The organism is Amycolatopsis sp. NPDC051061 (genome assembly GCF_040682935.1).
Lineage (GTDB): Bacteria > Actinomycetota > Actinomycetes > Mycobacteriales > Pseudonocardiaceae > Amycolatopsis.
The window spans coordinates 117,931-136,537 of record NZ_JBFBBZ010000019.1 but is presented as its reverse complement, the minus strand read 5'-3'; the positions used below and the strand labels follow the sequence as shown (position 1 = coordinate 136,537).

The window sequence follows — 18,607 nt, the reverse complement described above, 5'->3', positions numbered from 1 at the left end:
CAGCCAGTTTTACAACGTTGGAAAAGGCGTTTCCGATCTGAGCACAGCCACCAGGTGGATGTCCAGACCACCGGACGGAACTGTCCGGACAAGGCAGAGCTCGTTGCCCGACCGGCCACGCGCGTGGAGTACCGGCCGCTCAGGCCGAGTCGCGGACCACCAGTTCGGGGTCGAAGATCACCGACTCCGCGCGTCCGGCCGGGTCGGCCATCCGGTCCAGGACCATCCGGGCCATCGCCGCGCCCATCTCCTCCACCGGCTGGCGGACCGTCGTGAGGCGAGGGCGGCAGCTCAGGGCCACCCGGCTGTCGTCGAAGCCGATCACGGCCACGTCGTCGGGGACTCGCCGGCCCGCTTCGCGCAGCACGGTCAGAGCGCCGTACGCCATCAGGTCGTTGGCCACGAACAGCCCGTCCAGCGTGGATTCTTCGGCCAGGAGCCGCTCCATCGCGCGTTCACCGCCGTGCTCGGTGAAGTCGCCCTCGGCCACCGCCACGTACGCGTGGCCGTGGCGGGCCATCGCGTCGCGGAACCCGGCCAGCCGGTCCTGGCCCGCCGGGGTCCCCGCCGGGCCCGCGATCGTCGCGACCCGGTGGCACCCGCGCTCGACGAGCCGGTCCGCCGCGAGCCGGGCGCCGTCCTGGTGGGCGACGTCGACGTAGCTCACCGGCGCCGGCCGGCCGGGGCGCGCGAACAACGCCGTCGGGACGCCCGCGTCGGTCAGCATGCGCGGCAACGGGTCTTCCGCCGGGTGCAGCGAGATCAGCAGGACCCCGCTGACCTGCTCCTGCCGCAGCTTCGCCACGAGCTTCTCGCGCTCTTCGTCGCTGTCGACGAGCATCAGCAGCGGGTGCAGCCCCTGGGGGCGCAGGTGCGCGACGACGCCCTCGACCACCCGGCCGAAGAACGGGTCGCCGAACACCCCGCCGGTGAACGCCTCGACGTGGCGCTCCGGCTCCGACACGACCAGCGCCACCCCGCCGGTGCGGCGCGTGACCAGCGACCGGGCCGCGCGGTTCGGCACGTACCCGGTGGTGGCGATGGCGCGTTCGACGGTCTCCCGCAGCTTCGGGTCGACGTTGCGCACGCTGTTGACCACGCGGGACACCGTGGCCCGCGAGACGCCGGCGACCCGCGCGACGTCCTCCAGGGTCGGCGGCGCCGAGGGCGGGTGCGTCGTCACCCCCTCTTTGTAGCACGCTGTGAGAGCGCTCTCCCAGCCCTTGGCCCAGGACAGGCCGATGACAAATGTCATGGGCGGCCGCTGAAGGACGGCACTGCCGCCCGGACACCCCGCGCGACGAGCATTCCCCCATGCCCACCACGACTCGGACCGAACCCGCCGGCTTCCGGCCGGTACTGCTGCTGACCGGCGGCTACGCCGCGCTCAGCGTCCTCACCCTGATCGTGATCGTGCTCTTCCGCGACGACCACACGATGGTGACCGACGCGGTCTGGGTGCGCGCCACCCTCGTCGTCGCCAGTTCCCTGCTGACGTTCGCCTTCGCCCGCAGCGCGGCCCGCGGGTCGAAGAAGGGCCTGTTGAGGCTGCGGATCGTCGCCGCGGTGATGCTCGTGGCGATCGTCGTCATCGTCGCCCTGCCCGGGTTGTTCCCGATGTGGCTGCGGATCGAGCAGGCCGCGTGCGGACTGCTCCTGCTCGGCGTCACGCTGCTCGTCAACGGCCGGCGGCCGCGGGCCCGGTAGCGTGCCGGTGATGGACAGGACGGAACCGGCCGACGTGCAGCGCTGGGTGCGCGGCTGGCGGGTGATGGTGCTCGACGCGGGCATGCTCGTCTACCCGGCGGTGACCGTGCCCGGGGTGCTGCAGAACTCGGCCGGCCACGCCGCCACCGCCGGCTGCGCGATCGTCGCCGCCTTCGTCGGCTGCTACGTCCTCGCGGCGCGTGCCGCGGCGCAACGGGCGCCGCGCCGGTTCTGGCCACTCCTGGGGGTGTTGGCTGTCCTCTTCGCCGCCGCGCTCCCCTTCGCCCACGCCGAGGCGTTCTTCCTCGCCACGGTCGTCGTGTCCCTCGCCGTGCCGCGGCTGCCGCGCCACTCCGGCACGCTCGTGGTCGTCGTCGCGCTCGCCGCCCTGGTGGTGCCGTGGGTGGTGTGGGACACCGCGGGGTGGACGCAGGCGGTCGCGCTCGTCTTCACCGTGCTGGTCGTCTACGTGTTCGCCGAAGCCGTCCGGGCCAACGCCGCGCTCGTCGAAGCCCGGGCCGAGGTCGCCCGGCTGGCCTCCGAGGCCGAACGCACCCGGATCGCCCGGGACCTGCACGACCTGCTCGGTCACTCGCTGACCGCGATCACCGTGAAGAGCACCCTGGCCCGGCGGCTCGTGGACGCCGACACCACCCGCGCGGGCGAGGAGATGACCGAGGTCGAGACGCTCGCTCGCCAGGCGCTGACCGATGTGCGCGCGGCGGTGTCGGGCTACCGGGACGTCACGCTCACCGGCGAGCTCGCCCGCGGCCGCGAGCTGCTGCGCGCCTGCGGTGTCACCGCCGATCTGCCGACCGCGGCCGACGTCGTCGATCCGGCACGCCAGGAGCTGTTCGGGTGGGTGGTCCGGGAAGGGCTCACCAACGTGGCCCGGCACGCGCGCGCGACGCGGTGCGCGGTCACGGTGACCGAGTCCACTGTGGAGGTGGTCGATGACGGCGTGGGCGGCTCCCCCGAGGAGGGCTCCGGGCTGGCCGGGCTCCGCGAACGCGTCAAGGCCGCCGGCGGGCAGTTCCGCGCCGGGCCGGTCCGGCCGCGCGGCTGGCGGCTGCGGGTGACGCTGTGACCATCCGCCTGCTGCTCGCCGACGACCAGGTCCTGGTCCGCCAGGCGCTGTGCGCGCTGCTCGCGCTGGAGGACGACTTCGAGGTGGTCGCGGCGGTCGGTCGCGGCGACGAGGTCGTCGCGGCGGCCCGGGAACACCGGCCGGACGTCGCGCTGCTGGACATCGAGATGCCGGGCCTGGACGGGCTCGCGGCCGCGGCGGTGCTCGCCGCCCAGGTGCCGGACTGCCGCGTCGTCATGCTCACGACGTTCGGGCGCGCGGGCTACCTGCGCCGCGCGATGGACGCGGGCGCGGCCGGGTTCGTCGTGAAGGACGCCCCCGCCGACGTCCTGGCCGACGCGATCCGCCGCGTGCGGACCGGCGAACGGGTGGTGGATCCGGCGCTGGCGGTGGCGACGCTCGCCGCGGGCGAGTCGCCGCTGACCGCGCGGGAGCGGGACGTGCTCATCACCGCGCGGACCGGCGCCACGGTCGCCGAGATCGCGTCGCGGCTCTACCTGTCCGAAGGCACGGTCCGCAACTACGTCTCCGCGGCGATCACCAAGACCGGTGCGCGCAACCGCGTCGAGGCGGTGCGGATCGCGCACGAGCGCGGGTGGCTCTAGGCGTTCTCGTCGAACGGGATGCCGGCCGGCTTCGCCTTGCCGAGGTTGTAGGTGAACGAGCCGTCCTTGATGCCGAAGGTGGCGCTGCCGAAGTTCGCCTGGGTCAGCTTGTCCCGGATCCCGGCCGGGTAGCCGTCCCAGCCGACGAGCGTCGGGTACTGCCAGGTGCCCTGGTGGTTCTCCGGCGGGTCGTCGTTGGCGTTGGCGGCGCGGAAGCAGTGCGTCGAGCCGCCGTCCTTGTGGTAGACGACCTTCGCGTGCGTGCCTTCGAACCGCAGGCTCGCGCGGTCGTGGACGGCGAAGCCGCCGTGCTGCGACGTCGCGACGACAGCGCGGGCCGGAATTCCGGGGCTCGACGCTCACGGGCGCTGCGGGCAGGTCGCGAATGACTCATTCGGGACCTCCGGCGCCGCGAATGAGTCATTCGCGACGCTTGGGCGAGCCAGCCTCGCGCCGGCTCAGGGGGCCAGCCGGGCCTCGGCCGCGTCCCAGTCGCCCGCGCCCGAGGGCTCGTACCGGCGGACCTCCTGCGTCTCCCGCACCAATGCCCGCATCGCCGCCAGATCCGGGAGGTCCTCCCCCAGCGCCCGGGCCTGCACCAGCACGTTCCCCAGCGCCGCCGCCTCCACCGGGCCGGCCAGTACCGACACCCCACAAGCATCCGCCGTCAACTGGCACAACAAAGAGTTCCGCCCCCCGCCGCCGACGATGTGGACCACGTCGAACCCGCGGCCGGTCACCGAAGCCGCCGTGCGGAGCGTGCGGCGGTATGCCAACGCCAAGCTGTCCAGGATGCACCGGACCACCTCGGCCCGAGAAGACGGCGGCCGCTGGCCCGTCGCCGTGCACGCGGCCGAAAGGCGGGCCGGCATGTCGCCCGGGGGGAGGAACTCGGGTGCGTCGATGTCCACCACCGCCGCCAACCCGGGCGAGGAAGCCGCCGACGCGAGCAGGCCCGGCAGGTCCGCAGTCGACCACGTCCGCAGCGTCTCCGACAGCACCCACAGGCCCATCACGTTGCGCAGGAAGCGGATCGTGCCGTCCACTCCGCCTTCGTTCGTGAAGTTCGCGGCCAGCGCCGCGTCGCTCAGCTCGGGCGAGTCCAGTTCGAGCCCGGCCAGCGACCACGTGCCCGACGAGATGTACGCGAAGTTCGTCCCCGGCGTGGCCGGCACCGCGACCACCGCGGACGCCGTGTCGTGCGAGCCGACCGCCACCACGGGCAGCCCGGACAGCTCCGGCGAAGTGCCCACCACCGTGCCGGGATCGCGTAGCGGCGGCAGCAGCCGCGGCGGGATCCCGACCTGCGAAGCCAGCGAAGTGGCCCAAGTCCGCGCGCGCACGTCGTAGAGCTGGGTCGTCGACGCGTTCGTCCGCTCGGCGCCGATCGACCCCGTGAGCCAGTAGTTCAGCAGGTCCGGAATCAGCAGCATCGTCCGCGCCGCGTCGAGCCGGTCGCCCTCGGACACCAGCTGGTACAGCGTGTTGAACGGCAGCTGCTGCAACCCCGTGACGTCGTACAGCTCCCGGTCGGACACCTTGGCCGCGACAGCGGCGGGCACGCCGTCGGTGCGTCGGTCGCGGTAGCAGACGGGATTGCCGAGCAGCGCGCCACGCTCGTCGAGGAGCCCGTAGTCGACCGCCCACGCGTCGATGCCGACGCCGTCGAGCGCCCCGGCTTCCCGGATGCCGGCCAGGGTCTCGCGGTAGAGCCCCAGGACGTCCCAGTACAGCACCGGGCCCGCCTGCACCCCGCCGTTGGCGAACCTTCGTACTTCGGAAACCGCCAGCACCGACGGCCCGACGGTCCCGGCCATCACCCGCCCACTGGACGCCCCGAGGTCGACGGCCGCCACCCGCTTCACGGGTTCACCACGGTCAGCTCCAGCCCGAGCAGGTCCGCGACGGCCGTCAGCTCGGCGACGCGGTGGCCGGTGCCGAGCGCCCAGTGGTGCGCGATCCCGCTGGCCGACCACGCGTCGGTCCACTCCCCCGGGTCGCACCCGAAGTCGACGCGGGAGGTCGTGTTGCCGATCCGCAGCAGCGGCCCGGGCACGACCGTGCCTTCGGACGCGATGAGCGTGAACGTCCCGTCGCGGCGCTGTCCGAGCCCGCACAGCGTCACGGGCCCCTGCTTGACGTCGAACTCCACCGACACGCCCCAGCCGCGCTTGCCGTGGTAGACGCCGAGGCCGCGCAGCAGCGGCTTGCGTGCGCTGATGCCGAGGTGGGCCGGCCCGTCGTGGCCCATCTCGACGACGTCGTCGCGGAAGTTCAGCGCCTGCAGCTCGGTGAACGAGCCGCCCGCGCCGAGCCGGTCCATGACCAGCATGGCCAGCGACGTCCGCAGCTCGTACTCGCCGACGGCCGGGATGCCGCGGGCGGTGAGCAGCGACGCGCCGAGGATGAACCCGGCGCCGACACGTTCGTGCGTCTCGCCGTCGAGGCCCCGGTGGTAGTAGGCCAGCGAGTCCAAGGCGAAGTCGTCGACGAGCCGATCGAGAGCCACCGAAACCCGGGCGCCCCAAGCGAAGTCTTCGTCCACGACGGACTCGTCCACAGTGAACACTTCGCGAGCGAGGGCGCCGCGCGCCGCGGTTTCGTCGTCGGTGACCTTCTCGACCCGCACCCGCAGGTCGTCGACCTCCAGGACCTCGACGTGACCGCCGAGCTGACCGGACACCAGGGTCGGGTCGGTGGAGACGTCCATCATGCCCGGGTAGAGGTGCCCGAGCAGGCCGTGGCGCCCGTGCCGCAGCGCCGCCCGGACACCGGCCGCCTTGATCCACCGCTCGATCTTCGTCCACGCACGGGAGTCCTCGAGGTACCCGGACACCGAGCGGAACTCGACGCCGACGCGGCGGAACGTGTTCGCCATCTCCGGCAGCGGGCAGGCGCCGCAGTAGGCCAGCCACGCGCCGGTGTCGAAGGACTCGTGGTCCATCGCCTCGGTCGGCTGCAGGTTCAGCAGCAGCACCGGCGCGCCCGAGCGCTGCGCGACCGGCGCCAGCATGCTGGAGGTCAGGTACGTCGTGAGGAACCCGACGATCAGGTCGCACCCGGCCACCCTCAGCTTCTCCGCGGCGGCCGCACCTTCGACCGCGTCCGAGACGAACCCGGCGTCGACCACCTCGCAGTCCATTTCGGACAAGCGCGAAGCAACACGGCGGGCCGACGCCTCCAGCTGCGGCAGCAGCGACGGGAACTGCGGCCAGTACGCGCCGAGCCCGCCGGAGACGAGCCCGACCCGGGTCTTGCGCGGCGTGATGCGGTCGAGGGTCATCGGAACTCCTTAACGCAGGAACGCGGCGGCCACCCCGGCGTCCACCGGCACGTGCAGGCCGGTGGTGTGGGTGAGGTCGCCGCCGGTGAGGGCGAACACCGCGGCCGCGACGTGCTCGGGCAGCACCTCGCGCTTGAGGATGGTCCGCTGGGCGTAGAACTCGCCGAGCTTCGACTCTTCGACGCCGTAGACGGCGGCCCGCTGGGCGCCCCAGCCGCCGGCGAAGATGCCGGAGCCCTGGACGACGCCGTCCGGGTTGACGCCGTTGACGCGGATGCCGTGCCCGCCCAGTTCGGCGGCGAGCAGCCGGACCTGGTGCGCCTGGTCGGCCTTCGCCGCGCCGTACGCGACGTTGTTCGGACCGGCGAACACCGAGTTCTTCGACGAGATGTACACGACGTCGCCGCCGATGCCCTGGTCGATCATGGCCTTCGCGGCCGCCCGCGCGACCAGGAACGAGCCCTTGGCCATCACGTCGTGCTGGAGGTCCCAGTCGCGTTCGGTGGTTTCCAGCAGCGGCTTCGAGATGGACAGCCCGGCGTTGTTGACGACCAGGTCGATCCCGCCGAACGCCAGCGCGACCGCGTCCACGGCGGCCTGGACGGCGGCCGCGTCGGTGACGTCGGCGGTGACCGCGATGGCCTTGTCGGCGTTCCCGATCTCCGAGGCCGTCTCCGCGGCGGCCGAAGCGTTCAAGTCGGCGATGGCGACGCAGGCACCCTCGGCGGCGAGCCGCTGGGCGATCGCCTTGCCGATGCCGGACGCCGCCCCGGTCACCAGGGCGACCCGCCCGGCGAGGGGCTTGGGCTTCGGCATCCGCTGCAGCTTCGCCTCTTCGAGCGCCCAGTACTCGATCCGGAACTTCTCGCTCTCGGCGATCGGCGCGTAGGTCGAGACGGCTTCGGCGCCGCGCATCACGTTGATCGCGTTGACGTAGAACTCGCCCGCGACGCGTGCGGTCTGCTTGTCCTTGCCGAAGGAGAACATGCCGACGCCGGGAACGAGCACGATCGCCGGGTCGGCGCCGCGCATCGCCGGCGAGTCGGCGACGGCGTGCCGCTCGTAGTAGGCGCGGTACTCGTCGCGGTACTCGGCGTGCAGCTCCTTCAGCCGCGCGACGACGTCCTCCAAGGACGCCGAGCTGGGCAGGTCCACCACCAGCGGACGGACCTTGGTGCGCAGGAAGTGGTCCGGGCACGACGTGCCGAGGGCGGCCAGGGCCGCGAGCTTCTCGCGCGCCAAGAACTCCAGCACGACGTCGCTGTCGGTGTAGTGCCCGACCTGACGCTGGTCGGTCGAGGCGAGACCGCGGATCACCCGAGCCAGGGCCGCGGCGCGCGCGTGCCGCTCGGCGTCCGGGAGGGCTTCGAACCCGGGGACGACCGGGCCGAACGGCTCGGCGACCCCGCGCGAAGCCAGGAACGCCTCGGCGGTCCGGATGATGTCGAGCGAGTTCCGTTCGCACTCTTCGGAGGTCGCGCCCCACGCCGTGATGCCGTGGCCGCCGAGGATGACGCCGATGGCCTGCGGGTTGGCCGCCTTGACCGCGGCGATGTCCAGGCCCAGCTGGAACCCGGGCCGCCGCCAGTCCACCCACGCGACGCGGTCGCCGAAGCACTCCTTCGTCAGCGCGGCACCGTCGGCCGCCGTCGCCAGGGCGATGCCCGAATCCGGGTGCAGGTGGTCGACGTGCGGGGCCTCGACCAGGCCGTGCATCGCCGTGTCGATCGACGGCGCCGCGCCGCCGCGGCCGTGCAGGCAGTAGTCGAACGCCGCGACCATCTCGTCCTCGCGCTCGACGCCCGGGTAGACGTCGACGAGGGACCGCAGCCGGTCGAGCCGCAGCACGGCCAGGCCCGACTGCGTCAAGGTCCCGAGGTCGCCGCCGGAGCCCTTGACCCACAGCACCTCCGTCGGCGCGCCGGTCACCGGGTCGGTGACGGCGCCCTTGGCGGAGGTGTTGCCGCCGGCGTAGTTGGTGTTGCGCGGGTCGGCCCCGAGCGCGTTGCTGCGCGCGATGAGCTGCTCCGGCACGGTCATCGTCATGCTCCCCATCCGGCCTGCGTGCCGCCGGCGCGCTCGGCCACGATCTTCTCCTGGTACCCGCTGCGGTGGTAGGCCGCGACGGGGTCCGGGTCGAGCCCGGAGTCCTCGCGCAGCTCCGCCAGCAGCGGCCGGACGTCGGTGTTGTAGGCGTCCATGACCACGGCGTTCGCGCCGAGGACGTCCCCCGCCTGCTGGGCCACGCGCAGAGCGGGCCGGTCGACGAGCAGCGCCTTCGCGGTGGCCTCCTGGACGTTCATCACCGACCGGATGATCGCCGGGATCTTGGCCTCGATGTTGTGGCACTGGTCGAGCATGAACGCGATGCCGTAGGCCGGGTCGAGGGCGTCGCCGCGGACGATCTCGTACATGATCCGGAACAGCTGGAACGGGTCCGCCGCCCCGACCATGAGGTCGTCGTCGGCGTAGAAGCGCGAGTTGAAGTCGAACGCGCCGAGCTTCCCGGCCCGCAGCAGGAACGCGACGATGAACTCGATGTTCGTGCCGGGGGCGTGGTGGCCGGTGTCGATGCACACCGTCGCCCGCTCGCCCAGCTCGATGCAGTGCGCGTACGACGTGCCCCAGTCCGGGACGTCGGTGGCGTAGAAGGCCGGCTCGAAGAGCTTGTACTCCAGCAGCATCCGCTGGTCCGGGCCGAGCCGGTCGTAGGTTTCCTTCAACGCCGCGGCGAGTCGGTCCTGGCGGTCGCGGATGTCGTCCTGGCCCGGGTAGTTGATGCCGTCGGAGAACCACAGCTTGAGGTCGCGCGAACCCGTCGCGTCCATGATGGAGATGGCCTCGAGCAGGTGGTCGGTGGCCTTGCGGCGGATGCCGGCGTCGGGGTTGGTGACCGAGCCGAGCTTGTAGTCCTCGTCCTGGAACACGTTGGTGTTGATCGCGCCGATTTCGACGCCCGCGTCACGCGCGTACGCCGTCAGGGCGCCGTAGTCGTCGACGCGGTCCCACGGGATGTGCAGCGCCACGCTCGGCGCGACGCCGGTGAAGCGGTGCACGGTCGCCGCGTCGGCGATCTTCTCCTCGGGCGTCCGCGGGACGCCGGGTTGCGGGAACACCTTGAACCGGGTGCCCGAGTTCGCGTACGCCCACGACGGCGTTTCGATGCGCTGGGCCCGCAGGGCCTGTTTCACGGCCGTCAAGTCGCCCACGGCGATCACTGTCCTTCCGCGACGGTGGGGGGTTCGAGGTGGAAGACCTCTGCTACGAGCTGGAAGCCTTCGTCGGGCGGGCCGCCGTCGAGGCCGGTGAAGAACTCCGCCATCTCCGCCTGCCAGCGGGCGTTGACCTCGGTCTTCGCCATGGCGGCCTGCGCGGCTTCGAGGTCGTCGGCTTCGACGTAGCCGATCAGGAGGCCGTCGTCGCGCAGGAAGAGCGAGTAGTTGCGCCAGCCGGTGTCGAGCAGGGCCTGCCGCATCTCGGGCCACACCGCTTGGTGCCGCTGCGCGTACTCGGCCGTCCGGTCCGGCTTCACCTGCAGGCTGAAGCAATAACGAGGCACTGTCCGCCGTTCTGTGTGGAACCCGCGGCCGGCCCGGATGAGACGGCGATCCGGCCCGGCCGCGGAGACTCGTCAGAAGTTGAACTTGTCGATGTTGTTCGCGTCGAACGTCGTCGGCGGGCCGAGGACGATCTCACCGCTCGCGCCGATCTTGTAGTCGCCGAGCTTGCCCGCCTTGAACGACTCGCCCTCCTTGCCGGAGATCTGGCCGGAGCTGAGCGCGACGCCCGCGTAGGCGGCGAGGTAGCCGATGTCGGCCGGGTTCCACAGCGCGAACTGCTTGACCGTGCCGTCCTTGACGAAGGCGCGCATCTGGTTCGGCGTGCCGAGCCCGGTCACCGCGACCTTGCCCTTGTAGCTCGACGAGCTGACGTAGCGCGCGGCGGCCGCGATGCCCACGGTGGTCGGCGAAACGATCACCTTGAGGTTCGGGAACGACTGCAGCAGGCCCTGGGCCTCCTGGAACGACTTCTGGTCGTCGTCGTTGCCGTAGGCGACCTTGTCCAGCTTGATGTTCGCGTACTCCGGCTTGGCCAGCTCCTTCTTGAGCACCTCGATCCACGCGTTCTGGTTCGTCGCGTTCGGCGTCGCCGACAAGACCGCGATCTCCCCGGACCCACCGGACAGCTCCTTGGCCTGCTTGGCCAGCGCCTCGCCGATGCCCTGGGTGGTGGCCTGGTTGATGAAGACGTCGCGGCAGTCCTTCGCCGCGTCGGAGTCGAACGCGACGACCTTGATGCCGGCGCTGCGGGCCTGGTTGAGCGACGGGCACACGGCGTTCGGGTCGTTCGCGGCGATGCCGATCACGTCCTGCTGCTGCTGGATCAGCGTGTTGATGTAGCTGACCTGCGACGACGCGCTGGCGTCGTTCGGCCCGACGAGCTTGTACTCGCCCTTCAGCTCGCCGAGGGCCGCCTTGCCGCCGCTGACCTCGATGTCGCTGTAGGGGTTGTTGAGCTGCTTGGGCAGGAAGGCCATCTTGACGCCTTCCTTGGCCGCGGCGCTGGGGTTCGCCGTGGCCGTGGACTGCTGCGCGCCGGAGCCGCTGCTGTCGTCCTTGGTGGTGCCGCTGCAGGCGGCCAGCACGAGCACCAGCCCGGCCGACACTGCGCCGGTGAGTAACCGTCGGGACATCTTCGTCACCTTTCTGGGGATACCGCGCTGGGAGCTGTGGCCCGGTGCCGCCGGCGGAGCGCCGTACGGGCCGAGGACACGATGTTGGGCAGCAGGACCGACACGATGAGGAGCACGCCGGTCACGATGTTGAGCGCTTCGTTCGAGACGTCCTGCAGGCGCAGCGCGTTCTGCAGGGTCGCCAGCAGGACCACTCCGGCGAGCACGCCGGGGAGCGTGCCCTTGCCGCCGAAGATGGACACGCCGCCCAGCAGCACGGCGGCCACGACGGCCAGTTCGATGCCGAAGCCGTTGTCGGCGCGGGCGCTGGAGTAGCGCAGGGTCCACAGGATCCCGGCGAGCCCGGCGACCGCGCCGCTCACGACGTACAGCCAGAACTTGAGCCGCCCGGTCCGGATCCCGGCGAACCGGGCCGCCTGCTCCCCCGCGCCGGCCGCGAAGACCCCGCGGCCGATCGGGGTCGCGTGCAGCACGACGCCGAAGATCAGGGCCACCACGAGCAGCGGCACGAGCACGTTCGGGATCGGGCCGTCCCCGATCGTCCCGGTGACCCAGGTCGTGTAGTCACGCGGGAAGTCGGCCACCGCGCCGTCACCGAGCACGACGAACGCCAAGCCGCGGTACAGCGCGAGCGTGCCGATCGTGACGGCCAGGGACGGCAGCTTCAGCACGGTGACGAAGAAGCCGTTCAGCGCGCCGAGGACCGCGCCGAGCACGATGCAGAGCGGGATGATCGTCTCGATCGAGAGGCCCGCGTCCCACAGCGAGCCCATCACCGCGGACGTCAGCCCGAGCGTGCTCGCCACCGACAGGTCGATCTCGCCGGTCACGATGATGAACGTCATCGGCAGCGCGACCAGGGCGATCGGCAGCAGATCGAGCAGCAGGAAGGTGAAGTTGCGGCTGGTGCCGAAGTTGTCGACGGCCCCGGAAGCGATGATCAGGACGATGACCGTCACCAGGACGACGGCCGCGTCCCAGCTCAGCAGCCGGCCGAGCCGGTTCCCTTGGTCAGACATGGGAGTCCCTCTTCTTCAGTGCCTTGGCGACCCGCACGGCGACCAGCCGGTCGGCGCCGATGGCCAGCAGGATCAGCGCGCCGACGATCGCCTGCTGCCAGAACTGGTTGATGTCGAGCACGGCCAGGGCGCTGCCGATGACCGTCAGCAGCAGCGCGCCGAGGCCCGCGCCCCAGACCGAGCCGCTGCCCCCGAACACCGCGACCCCGCCGACGACGGCCGCGGCGACGACGTTCAGCTCGTAGCCGGTGCCGGCGGCCGCGTCCACGGTGCCGAACCGGGCGGCGAACAGGACGCCGGCGAGTCCGGCCAGCGCACCGCTGACCAGGAAGGCCGCGGTGGTGTTGCGGCCGACCCGGATGCCGGCGAGCTGCGCGGCCTGCGGGCTCGACCCCATCGCGTAGAGCTCACGCCCCGGCGGATAGCTGCGGAGCACGATCCCGGCGACGACCAAGACGAGCAACGCGATGAGCACCAGCCACGGCACCCCGAGCACGGACGCGGTGCCGAAGTCGAGGAAGGACGCGGGCAGCTTGTCGGCGTTGATCTGCTGGCCGCCCGCCCAGAAGAAGCTGACGCCGCGGAAGGCGTAGAGCGTGCCCAGCGTGACGACCAGCGCGGGCACCTGGCCGAATCGCACCAGCGCGCCGTTCACGAACCCGCAGACCGCGCCGACGCCGAGGCCGGCCAGCAGCGCGACGATCACCGGCAGCCCCGGGTTGTCGCGCATCAGCGAGCCGACGGCGAAGGCGGCGAGGCCGAGCACTGAGCCGACGGACAGGTCGATGTTGCGGGTGATCATCACGATCGCCTGCCCGACGGCGAGCACCGCCAGGATCGCGGTGCCCAGCAGGATGTCGCGGATGCTCTGGCCGGACAGGAACCGGGAGTTCTGCGTCGCGGTGAACGCGACGAGCACGATCAGGGCGAGGACGATGCCGGATTCGCGGGCCTTGAACACGTTCGCGGTCCACGACCGTCGCGAAGGGACGGTCGATTCCCCGGTCACGGGAGTCTCCTTGGTGACGGTCATGCGGCGGCTCCCTGGCCCATCGCGGCGAACATGACGGCGTCTTCGGTCGCGTCGGCGCGCGGCAGCTCGGCGACGAGCCTGCCCTCCCGCATCACGAGCACGCGGTCGGCCATGCCGAGCACTTCCGGCAGCTCCGAGGACACCATGACGATCGCGACGCCTTCGGCCGCGAGCGCCGACATCAGCCGGTGCACCTCGGCCTTCGTGCCGACGTCGATCCCGCGCGTCGGCTCGTCGACGATCAGCACCTTCGGTGCCATCGCGAGCCACTTGGCCAGCACGACCTTCTGCTGGTTGCCGCCCGAAAGCGTGCCGACGGGGTCGCCGAGGCGGCGGTACTTGGTGCGCAGGCGCTCGGTCCAGTGCCGGGCCTCCTGCCGCTCGCTCGCGCCGGTCAGGAAGCCGAGCTTCGAGAGCGCGCGGGACCGCGGCAGCGTCACGTTCCGCTCGATCGAGAGGTCCATGATCAGGCCCTGCTGACGCCGGTCTTCGGGGACCAGCGCCATCCCGGCGGCCATCGCGGCCCGCGACGAGTGCGCCTTGAGCTTCTTGCCGTTGATCTTCACGACCCCGGCGTCGCGCTCGTCGACGCCGAAGACCGCCTGGACGACCTCGGAGCGCCCGGACCCGACGAGCCCGGCGAACGCGACGATCTCCCCCGCGCGCACCGAGAACGAGATGTCGCGGAAGACGCCTTCCCGGGCCAGTCCTTCGACTTCGAGGACGACCGCGCCGGGTGCGACGTCCTGCTTGGGGAACAGCGCGTCCAGGTCCCGGCCGACCATGCGCTTCACCATGTCGTCGACCGTGACGTCTTCGAGGAGGTCCGTGGAGACGTGCTTGCCGTCGCGCATGATCGTCACGCGCTGGCAGAGCTCGGTGATCTCCTCGAAGCGGTGCGAGATGAACATGATCGCCGCGCCTTCCTGGCGCAGCGCCCGCGCGACGGTGAAGAGGCGCTCGACCTCGACGCGGCTCAGCGCCGCGGTCGGCTCGTCCATCACCAGCACGCGGGCGTCGGCGCTGAGCGCCTTGGCGATCTCCACGATCTGCTGGTCGGCGATCGACAGCCCGCGCGCCGGGCGGGCCGGGTCGATCCGGACGCCGAGGCGGGTGAAGAGCCGCTCGGCCTCGGCCCGGATCGCGGCCCGGTCGATGCGGCCGAGGCCCTTGCGCGGATGGCGGCCCATCACGATGTTCTCCGCGACCGACAGGTCGGGGAACAGCGTCGGTTCCTGGTAGATCACCGCGATGCCGGCGGCCTTCGCGTCGGCCGGCGAGCCGAACTCCACCGGCCGCCCGTCGAGCAGCAGCGTGCCGTCGTCGGGTTTGTGCACCCCGGCGAGCATCTTCACGATCGTGGACTTGCCGGCACCGTTTTCGCCGACGAGTGCGTGGGCCTCGCCGGGGTAGAGGCCGAAGCTCACCCCGGCGACCGCCGCGACGGCGCCGAACGACTTCGTCACGCCGCGCACCTCCAGCAGAGGCGGTCGGTCCGAGTCCTGCCGCGTCATCGCGACCTCCGGATTGAAAGGTTTCACAAATCTGGTGCGGTGACGCTACTATGCGAGCGAAGAACAAGTCAATGAATCCGCCGAACCGTGGCCGAACGTCTTCACGGCCGGACTGTTCGTGGTGATGTTACGTTTCAATGAGGGGGTTCCATGACGGTCCAGGAGTCCGGCGCCGAGCCGAGGTCGGCAGGCATGAAGGACGTCGCCGCGGCCGCCGGCGTCTCCCTCGGCACGGTGTCGAACGTGCTCAACCGGCCCGACCGGGTCAGCCCCGCCACGCGCGCCAAGGTCGAGGCCGCGATGGCCGAGCTCCGGTTCGTGCGCAACGAGTCCGCGCGGCAGCTGCGGGCCGGGCGCAGCCGCGTGCTGGCCTACGTGATGCTCGACGGCAGCAACCCGTTCTTCACCGACGTCGCGGCCGGCATGGAAGACGCCGCCGACGCCGCCGGTGAGGGCGACCTCTCGCTGTTCCTCTGCAACAGCGCCCACCAGCCGTCGCGCGAGGCGGCCTACCTCGGCCGCCTCGAACAGCAGCGGGTGCAGGGCATCCTCATCACGCCGGTCGACCCGGACGCCCCGCTGCTGCACGAGATCGCGCACCGCGGCACGCCGGTGGTGGTCGTCGACCGGACACCCGGCGGCACCGCGCACTGCTCGGTCGCGGTCGACGACGTCTACGGCGGCGAGATCGCCGTGCGGCACCTCATCGAGCAGGGCCACGACCGGATCGCGTTCATCGGCAACCACACCACGGTCGGGCAGGTCCGCGACCGGCGGCTGGGTGCGTTGCGGGCGCTTCGCGCGGCCGGACTCGAGCCCGATCACCTCGTCGACCTCACGACGACGGCCCTGACCGTGGCCGACGGCCGCGGCGCGGGCGAGCGGCTGGCGGGGCTGCCCGCGTCGATCCGCCCGACCGCGGCGTTCTGCGCCAACGACCTGGTCGCCCTCGGCCTGCTGCAGACGTGCGCGAACCTCCGCATGCGCGTCCCGGAAGACCTCGCGATCGTGGGCTACGACGACATCGAGTTCGCGGCGGCGGCCGCGGTCCCGCTGACGTCGGTCCGCCAGCCCCGGCGCCGCCTGGGCCGCACGGCGGTGGAGCTGCTGCTCGCGGAGTCCGAGCCGGGCCACGAGCACCGGCAGGTCGTCTTCACCCCCGAGCTGGTGGTCCGCGCTTCGACGCTGCACTGAGCCAACCCTTTGATCGTCTGTCACGTCCAAGAGGTGAGAAGCGATTACCGGGTGAGGCAGCGAGCGGAGGTCGTCGATGGCCGAGAGCGAAGCGCGGCTGTCGAGGCGCGGGTTCTTCGCCGCGAGCGGCGCCGCACTGCTCGGGGTGGCCGCCGTCGGCACCGTCGCGGGGTCGGCCGGGCTCGGCGAGCCGGACCCGGATGCCGTGCGGCTGGGCGATTTCTGGCTCTTCGGGCGGTACGAGGACGGCTGCGCAGACCTCGGTTTCGACGAGATCGACCTTTCGCCGGTGCAGCTCCCCCACTGCGTGACGCCGCTTTCGTGGACCGGCTGGCAGCCATCGTCCTGGCAGGACCGCTGGATCTACCGCAAGCACTTCACCGTGACCTCGACGATGACGACCGAGCGCCTCCGGGCCCGCTTCGACGGCGTCATGACGAACGCGGCGGTGTACCTCAACGGCGCCCTCGTCGCGACCCACGAAGGCGGCTACCTGCCGTTCGAGGTCGAGCTGCCGCAGGTGACGGCAGGCGACAACGTCCTCGCCGTGGTCGTCGACGGACGCTGGCAGCTCGACGTCCCGCCCAACCTGCCGAGCGCCGCCGGGCCGTCGGTGATCGACTTCTACCAGCCGGCCGGGATCTACCGGCAGGTGGCGATCGGCACCGTGCCGCGGACCCGGCTGGCCGACGTCTTCGCCCGCCCGGTCGACGTCCTCGGTCCCGACCGGTCGCTGCACCTGACGTGTGAGCTGGACACGACGGTCGCGATCGGCGGGCCGCTGCAGGTGACGGCGTCGGTGCGCCAGGCGGGCCGGGAGCTGGCCCGCGGCAGCACCGGCGTCGCGCCGATGCCGGTCGGGACCAGGACCATCGAATTCGACGTCCGCGGGCTGGGCGCGGTCCGGCTGTGGGACGTCGAGGATCCCGCGCTCTGCGACGTCGTGGTGAGCGTCCGGTCCGGGCCGCGGGTGCTCGACCAGCAGGTCGTGCGGGTCGGGTTCCGCGAAGCCGCGTTCACCCCGGACGGCTTCTTCCTCAACGGGCGGCGGCTCAAGCTGGTCGGCCTCAACCGGCACCAGTGGTACCCGTTCGCGGGCGGGGCGATGCCGGACCGCGTGCAGCGGCGTGACGCCGAGATCCTGCGGCGCGAGCTGAACTGCACCATGGTCCGCTGCTCGCACTACCCGCAGTCGAGCGCGTTCCTCGACGCGTGCGACGAGCTGGGCCTGCTGGTGTGGGAGGAGATCCCCGGCTGGGGCCGGGTCGGGGACGCCGCCTGGCAGCAGCAGAACTTCCGGGACGTCTCGGGGATGATCACCCGCGACCGCAACCACCCCAGCATCGTCGTGTGGGGCACCCGCGTGAACGAGGCGAACGGCACGACCGCGATGTACGGCCGGACCGGGCGGCTCGCGCGGAAGCTCGACCCGTCCCGGCCGACGAGCGGCGCGCTGGCCAGCTCCACGGGCGCGCGGTTCGCCGGCAGCGACGTCGAGGTCCTGGCTTACAACGACTACACCGCCCGCCGCGGCGCGCCCTTTCAGCTGCGCCCGCCGCGCGCGGGAGTCCCGTACCTGGTCACGGAGACGATCGGCACGCTCGCGGGCATCCGCGCCTACCGCCGGATCGATCCGCCGGCCACCCAGCAGCTGCAGGCCGAACTGCACGCGAAGGCCCACGACTTGGCCGCGGCCGACGACCGCTACTGCGGGCTGCTCGCGTGGTGCGCGTTCGACTACCCGTCGGGCTGGCAGCGTTCGCTGGGCGGGTCGAAGTTCGCCGGCGTCTCGGACTTCTTCCGGATCCCCAAGCCCGCGGCGGCGTTCTACGCGTCGCAGGGCGACCCGCGGGCGCGGGCGGTCGTCGAGCCCGGCTTCGCCTGGGACTTCACCGCATCGCCGACCGGACCGGGGCGGAACGCGACGATCTGGTCGAACTGCGACCGGCTCCTGCTGTTCCTCGACGACCGGCCCGTCGGTGAGGCGCGCAGCCGGCGGGCGGACTTCCCACATCTGCGGTACCCGGGGTTCGCCGTCGATCTCACGGTGCCGCGCGGGCGGCGTCCCCAGCTGCGCGTCGAGGGGTACGTGGGCGACCGGCTGGTGGTGTCCCGGCGGTTCAGCGGCGACCGGAGCCGCGACGTGCTGGGCTGCGTCCCGGACGACCCGCAGCTGCGCGCGGACGGCGGCGACGCGACCCGGGTGGTCGTGTCGGCTCTGGACCGCTTCGGGACGTTGCGCGCGGGAGCGACCGGGAAGGTGACGCTGGCGCTGACCGGCCCGGGCGAGCTGGTCGGCGACCCGGCGATGGACCTGGGCGCGACGGGCGGCGCGGCCGCGGTGTGGCTGCGGCCGTTCGCGGGTCCCCCGGGGACGCTGACGCTGACCGCCCGGCACGACACGCTGGGCACGGCGACCGCGACGGTGACGACGACCGCGAGCGGCTCGGAAGGCGGCTCGCGGTCATGACG

General features: G+C 72.0%; 17 protein-coding genes. 6 read left to right on the top strand and 11 right to left on the bottom strand.

Going from position 1 to position 18,607, the window contains the following annotated elements; translation table 11 throughout:
- Nucleotides 1–139 precede the first annotated feature (139 nt).
- Nucleotides 140–1,255, bottom strand: coding sequence for a LacI family DNA-binding transcriptional regulator (locus tag AB0N03_RS25700; protein ID WP_364376621.1), 1,116 nt, complete (start codon nt 1,253–1,255; stop codon nt 140–142).
- Nucleotides 1,256–1,314: 59 nt separating this feature from the next.
- On the opposite strand from AB0N03_RS25700, the gene AB0N03_RS25695 reads away from it, so the two are divergent.
- From AB0N03_RS25695 to AB0N03_RS25685, 3 genes are read left to right on the top strand one after another with little or no spacing between them, the layout of a single operon-like run.
- Complete coding sequence (locus AB0N03_RS25695) at nt 1,315–1,707, top strand: hypothetical protein (RefSeq protein WP_364376618.1); 393 nt, start codon at nt 1,315–1,317, stop codon at nt 1,705–1,707.
- Between the two features lie 10 nt (nt 1,708–1,717).
- Nucleotides 1,718–2,794 carry a sensor histidine kinase gene (locus AB0N03_RS25690; protein ID WP_364376615.1) on the top strand — a complete coding sequence of 359 codons (1,077 nt, stop codon included), beginning with the start codon at nt 1,718–1,720 and terminating at the stop codon, nt 2,792–2,794.
- Nucleotides 2,791–3,399: a response regulator transcription factor gene (locus AB0N03_RS25685; protein WP_364376612.1), complete on the top strand. Its 609-nt coding sequence runs from the start codon at nt 2,791–2,793 to the stop codon at nt 3,397–3,399. Before AB0N03_RS25690 ends, AB0N03_RS25685 begins: the two co-directional genes overlap by 4 nt.
- On the opposite strand, the gene AB0N03_RS25680 is transcribed toward AB0N03_RS25685, so the two are convergent.
- Nucleotides 3,396–3,677 carry an NPP1 family protein gene (locus AB0N03_RS25680; protein WP_364376735.1) on the bottom strand — a complete coding sequence of 94 codons (282 nt, stop codon included), beginning with the start codon at nt 3,675–3,677 and terminating at the stop codon, nt 3,396–3,398. The genes AB0N03_RS25685 and AB0N03_RS25680 overlap by 4 nt on opposite strands.
- Between AB0N03_RS25680 and AB0N03_RS25675 the strand changes: the two genes are divergently transcribed.
- A complete protein-coding gene (locus AB0N03_RS25675) occupies nt 3,657–3,788 on the top strand; it encodes a hypothetical protein (protein WP_364376609.1) in 132 nt (43 codons plus the stop codon). The two genes, AB0N03_RS25680 and AB0N03_RS25675, sit on opposite strands and share 21 nt — an antisense overlap.
- Nucleotides 3,789–3,857: 69 nt before the next feature.
- Here AB0N03_RS25675 and AB0N03_RS25670 read toward each other — a convergent pair whose 3' ends face one another.
- The 9 genes from AB0N03_RS25670 to AB0N03_RS25630 form a co-directional block, all read right to left on the bottom strand.
- Nucleotides 3,858–5,255, bottom strand: a complete 1,398-nt coding sequence (locus AB0N03_RS25670; RefSeq protein WP_364376732.1) for a rhamnulokinase family protein — start codon at nt 5,253–5,255, stop codon at nt 3,858–3,860.
- A gap of 5 nt (nt 5,256–5,260) precedes the next feature.
- Nucleotides 5,261–6,682, bottom strand: a complete 1,422-nt coding sequence (locus tag AB0N03_RS25665; RefSeq protein WP_364376606.1) for an L-fucose/L-arabinose isomerase family protein — start codon at nt 6,680–6,682, stop codon at nt 5,261–5,263.
- A gap of 9 nt (nt 6,683–6,691) precedes the next feature.
- Entirely contained in the window at nt 6,692–8,722 is a 2,031-nt protein-coding gene (locus AB0N03_RS25660; protein ID WP_364376603.1) for a bifunctional aldolase/short-chain dehydrogenase, read from the bottom strand.
- Between the two features lie 2 nt (nt 8,723–8,724).
- On the bottom strand, nt 8,725–9,900 hold the full coding sequence (gene rhaI, locus AB0N03_RS25655) for an L-rhamnose isomerase (RefSeq protein WP_364376600.1): 1,176 nt from the start codon (nt 9,898–9,900) through the stop codon (nt 8,725–8,727).
- On the bottom strand, nt 9,897–10,241 hold the full coding sequence (locus tag AB0N03_RS25650; protein ID WP_364376597.1) for an L-rhamnose mutarotase: 345 nt from the start codon (nt 10,239–10,241) through the stop codon (nt 9,897–9,899). The genes rhaI and AB0N03_RS25650 overlap by 4 nt, the downstream gene beginning before the upstream one ends.
- A 72-nt stretch (nt 10,242–10,313) precedes the next feature.
- Nucleotides 10,314–11,375, bottom strand: coding sequence for a rhamnose ABC transporter substrate-binding protein (gene rhaS / locus AB0N03_RS25645; protein WP_364376594.1), 1,062 nt, complete (start codon nt 11,373–11,375; stop codon nt 10,314–10,316).
- 5 nt (nt 11,376–11,380) lie between these two features.
- On the bottom strand, nt 11,381–12,394 hold the full coding sequence (locus tag AB0N03_RS25640) for an ABC transporter permease (protein ID WP_364376591.1): 1,014 nt from the start codon (nt 12,392–12,394) through the stop codon (nt 11,381–11,383).
- On the bottom strand, nt 12,387–13,427 hold the full coding sequence (locus tag AB0N03_RS25635) for an ABC transporter permease (RefSeq protein WP_364376588.1): 1,041 nt from the start codon (nt 13,425–13,427) through the stop codon (nt 12,387–12,389). Before AB0N03_RS25635 ends, AB0N03_RS25640 begins: the two co-directional genes overlap by 8 nt.
- Nucleotides 13,424–14,941 carry a sugar ABC transporter ATP-binding protein gene (locus tag AB0N03_RS25630; RefSeq protein ID WP_364376585.1) on the bottom strand — a complete coding sequence of 506 codons (1,518 nt, stop codon included), beginning with the start codon at nt 14,939–14,941 and terminating at the stop codon, nt 13,424–13,426. The genes AB0N03_RS25635 and AB0N03_RS25630 overlap by 4 nt, the downstream gene beginning before the upstream one ends.
- Before the next feature lie 150 nt (nt 14,942–15,091).
- Here AB0N03_RS25630 and AB0N03_RS25625 point away from each other — a divergent pair, with 150 nt between their 5' ends.
- Both AB0N03_RS25625 and AB0N03_RS25620 read left to right on the top strand, forming a co-directional pair.
- On the top strand, nt 15,092–16,135 hold the full coding sequence (locus AB0N03_RS25625) for a LacI family DNA-binding transcriptional regulator (RefSeq protein WP_364376582.1): 1,044 nt from the start codon (nt 15,092–15,094) through the stop codon (nt 16,133–16,135).
- A gap of 76 nt (nt 16,136–16,211) precedes the next feature.
- The gene (locus AB0N03_RS25620; protein WP_364376579.1) at nt 16,212–18,605 is read left to right on the top strand and encodes a glycoside hydrolase family 2 TIM barrel-domain containing protein; all 2,394 of its coding nucleotides are present in this window, start codon (nt 16,212–16,214) and stop codon (nt 18,603–18,605) included.
- The last annotated feature ends 2 nt before the right edge of the window (nt 18,606–18,607 follow it).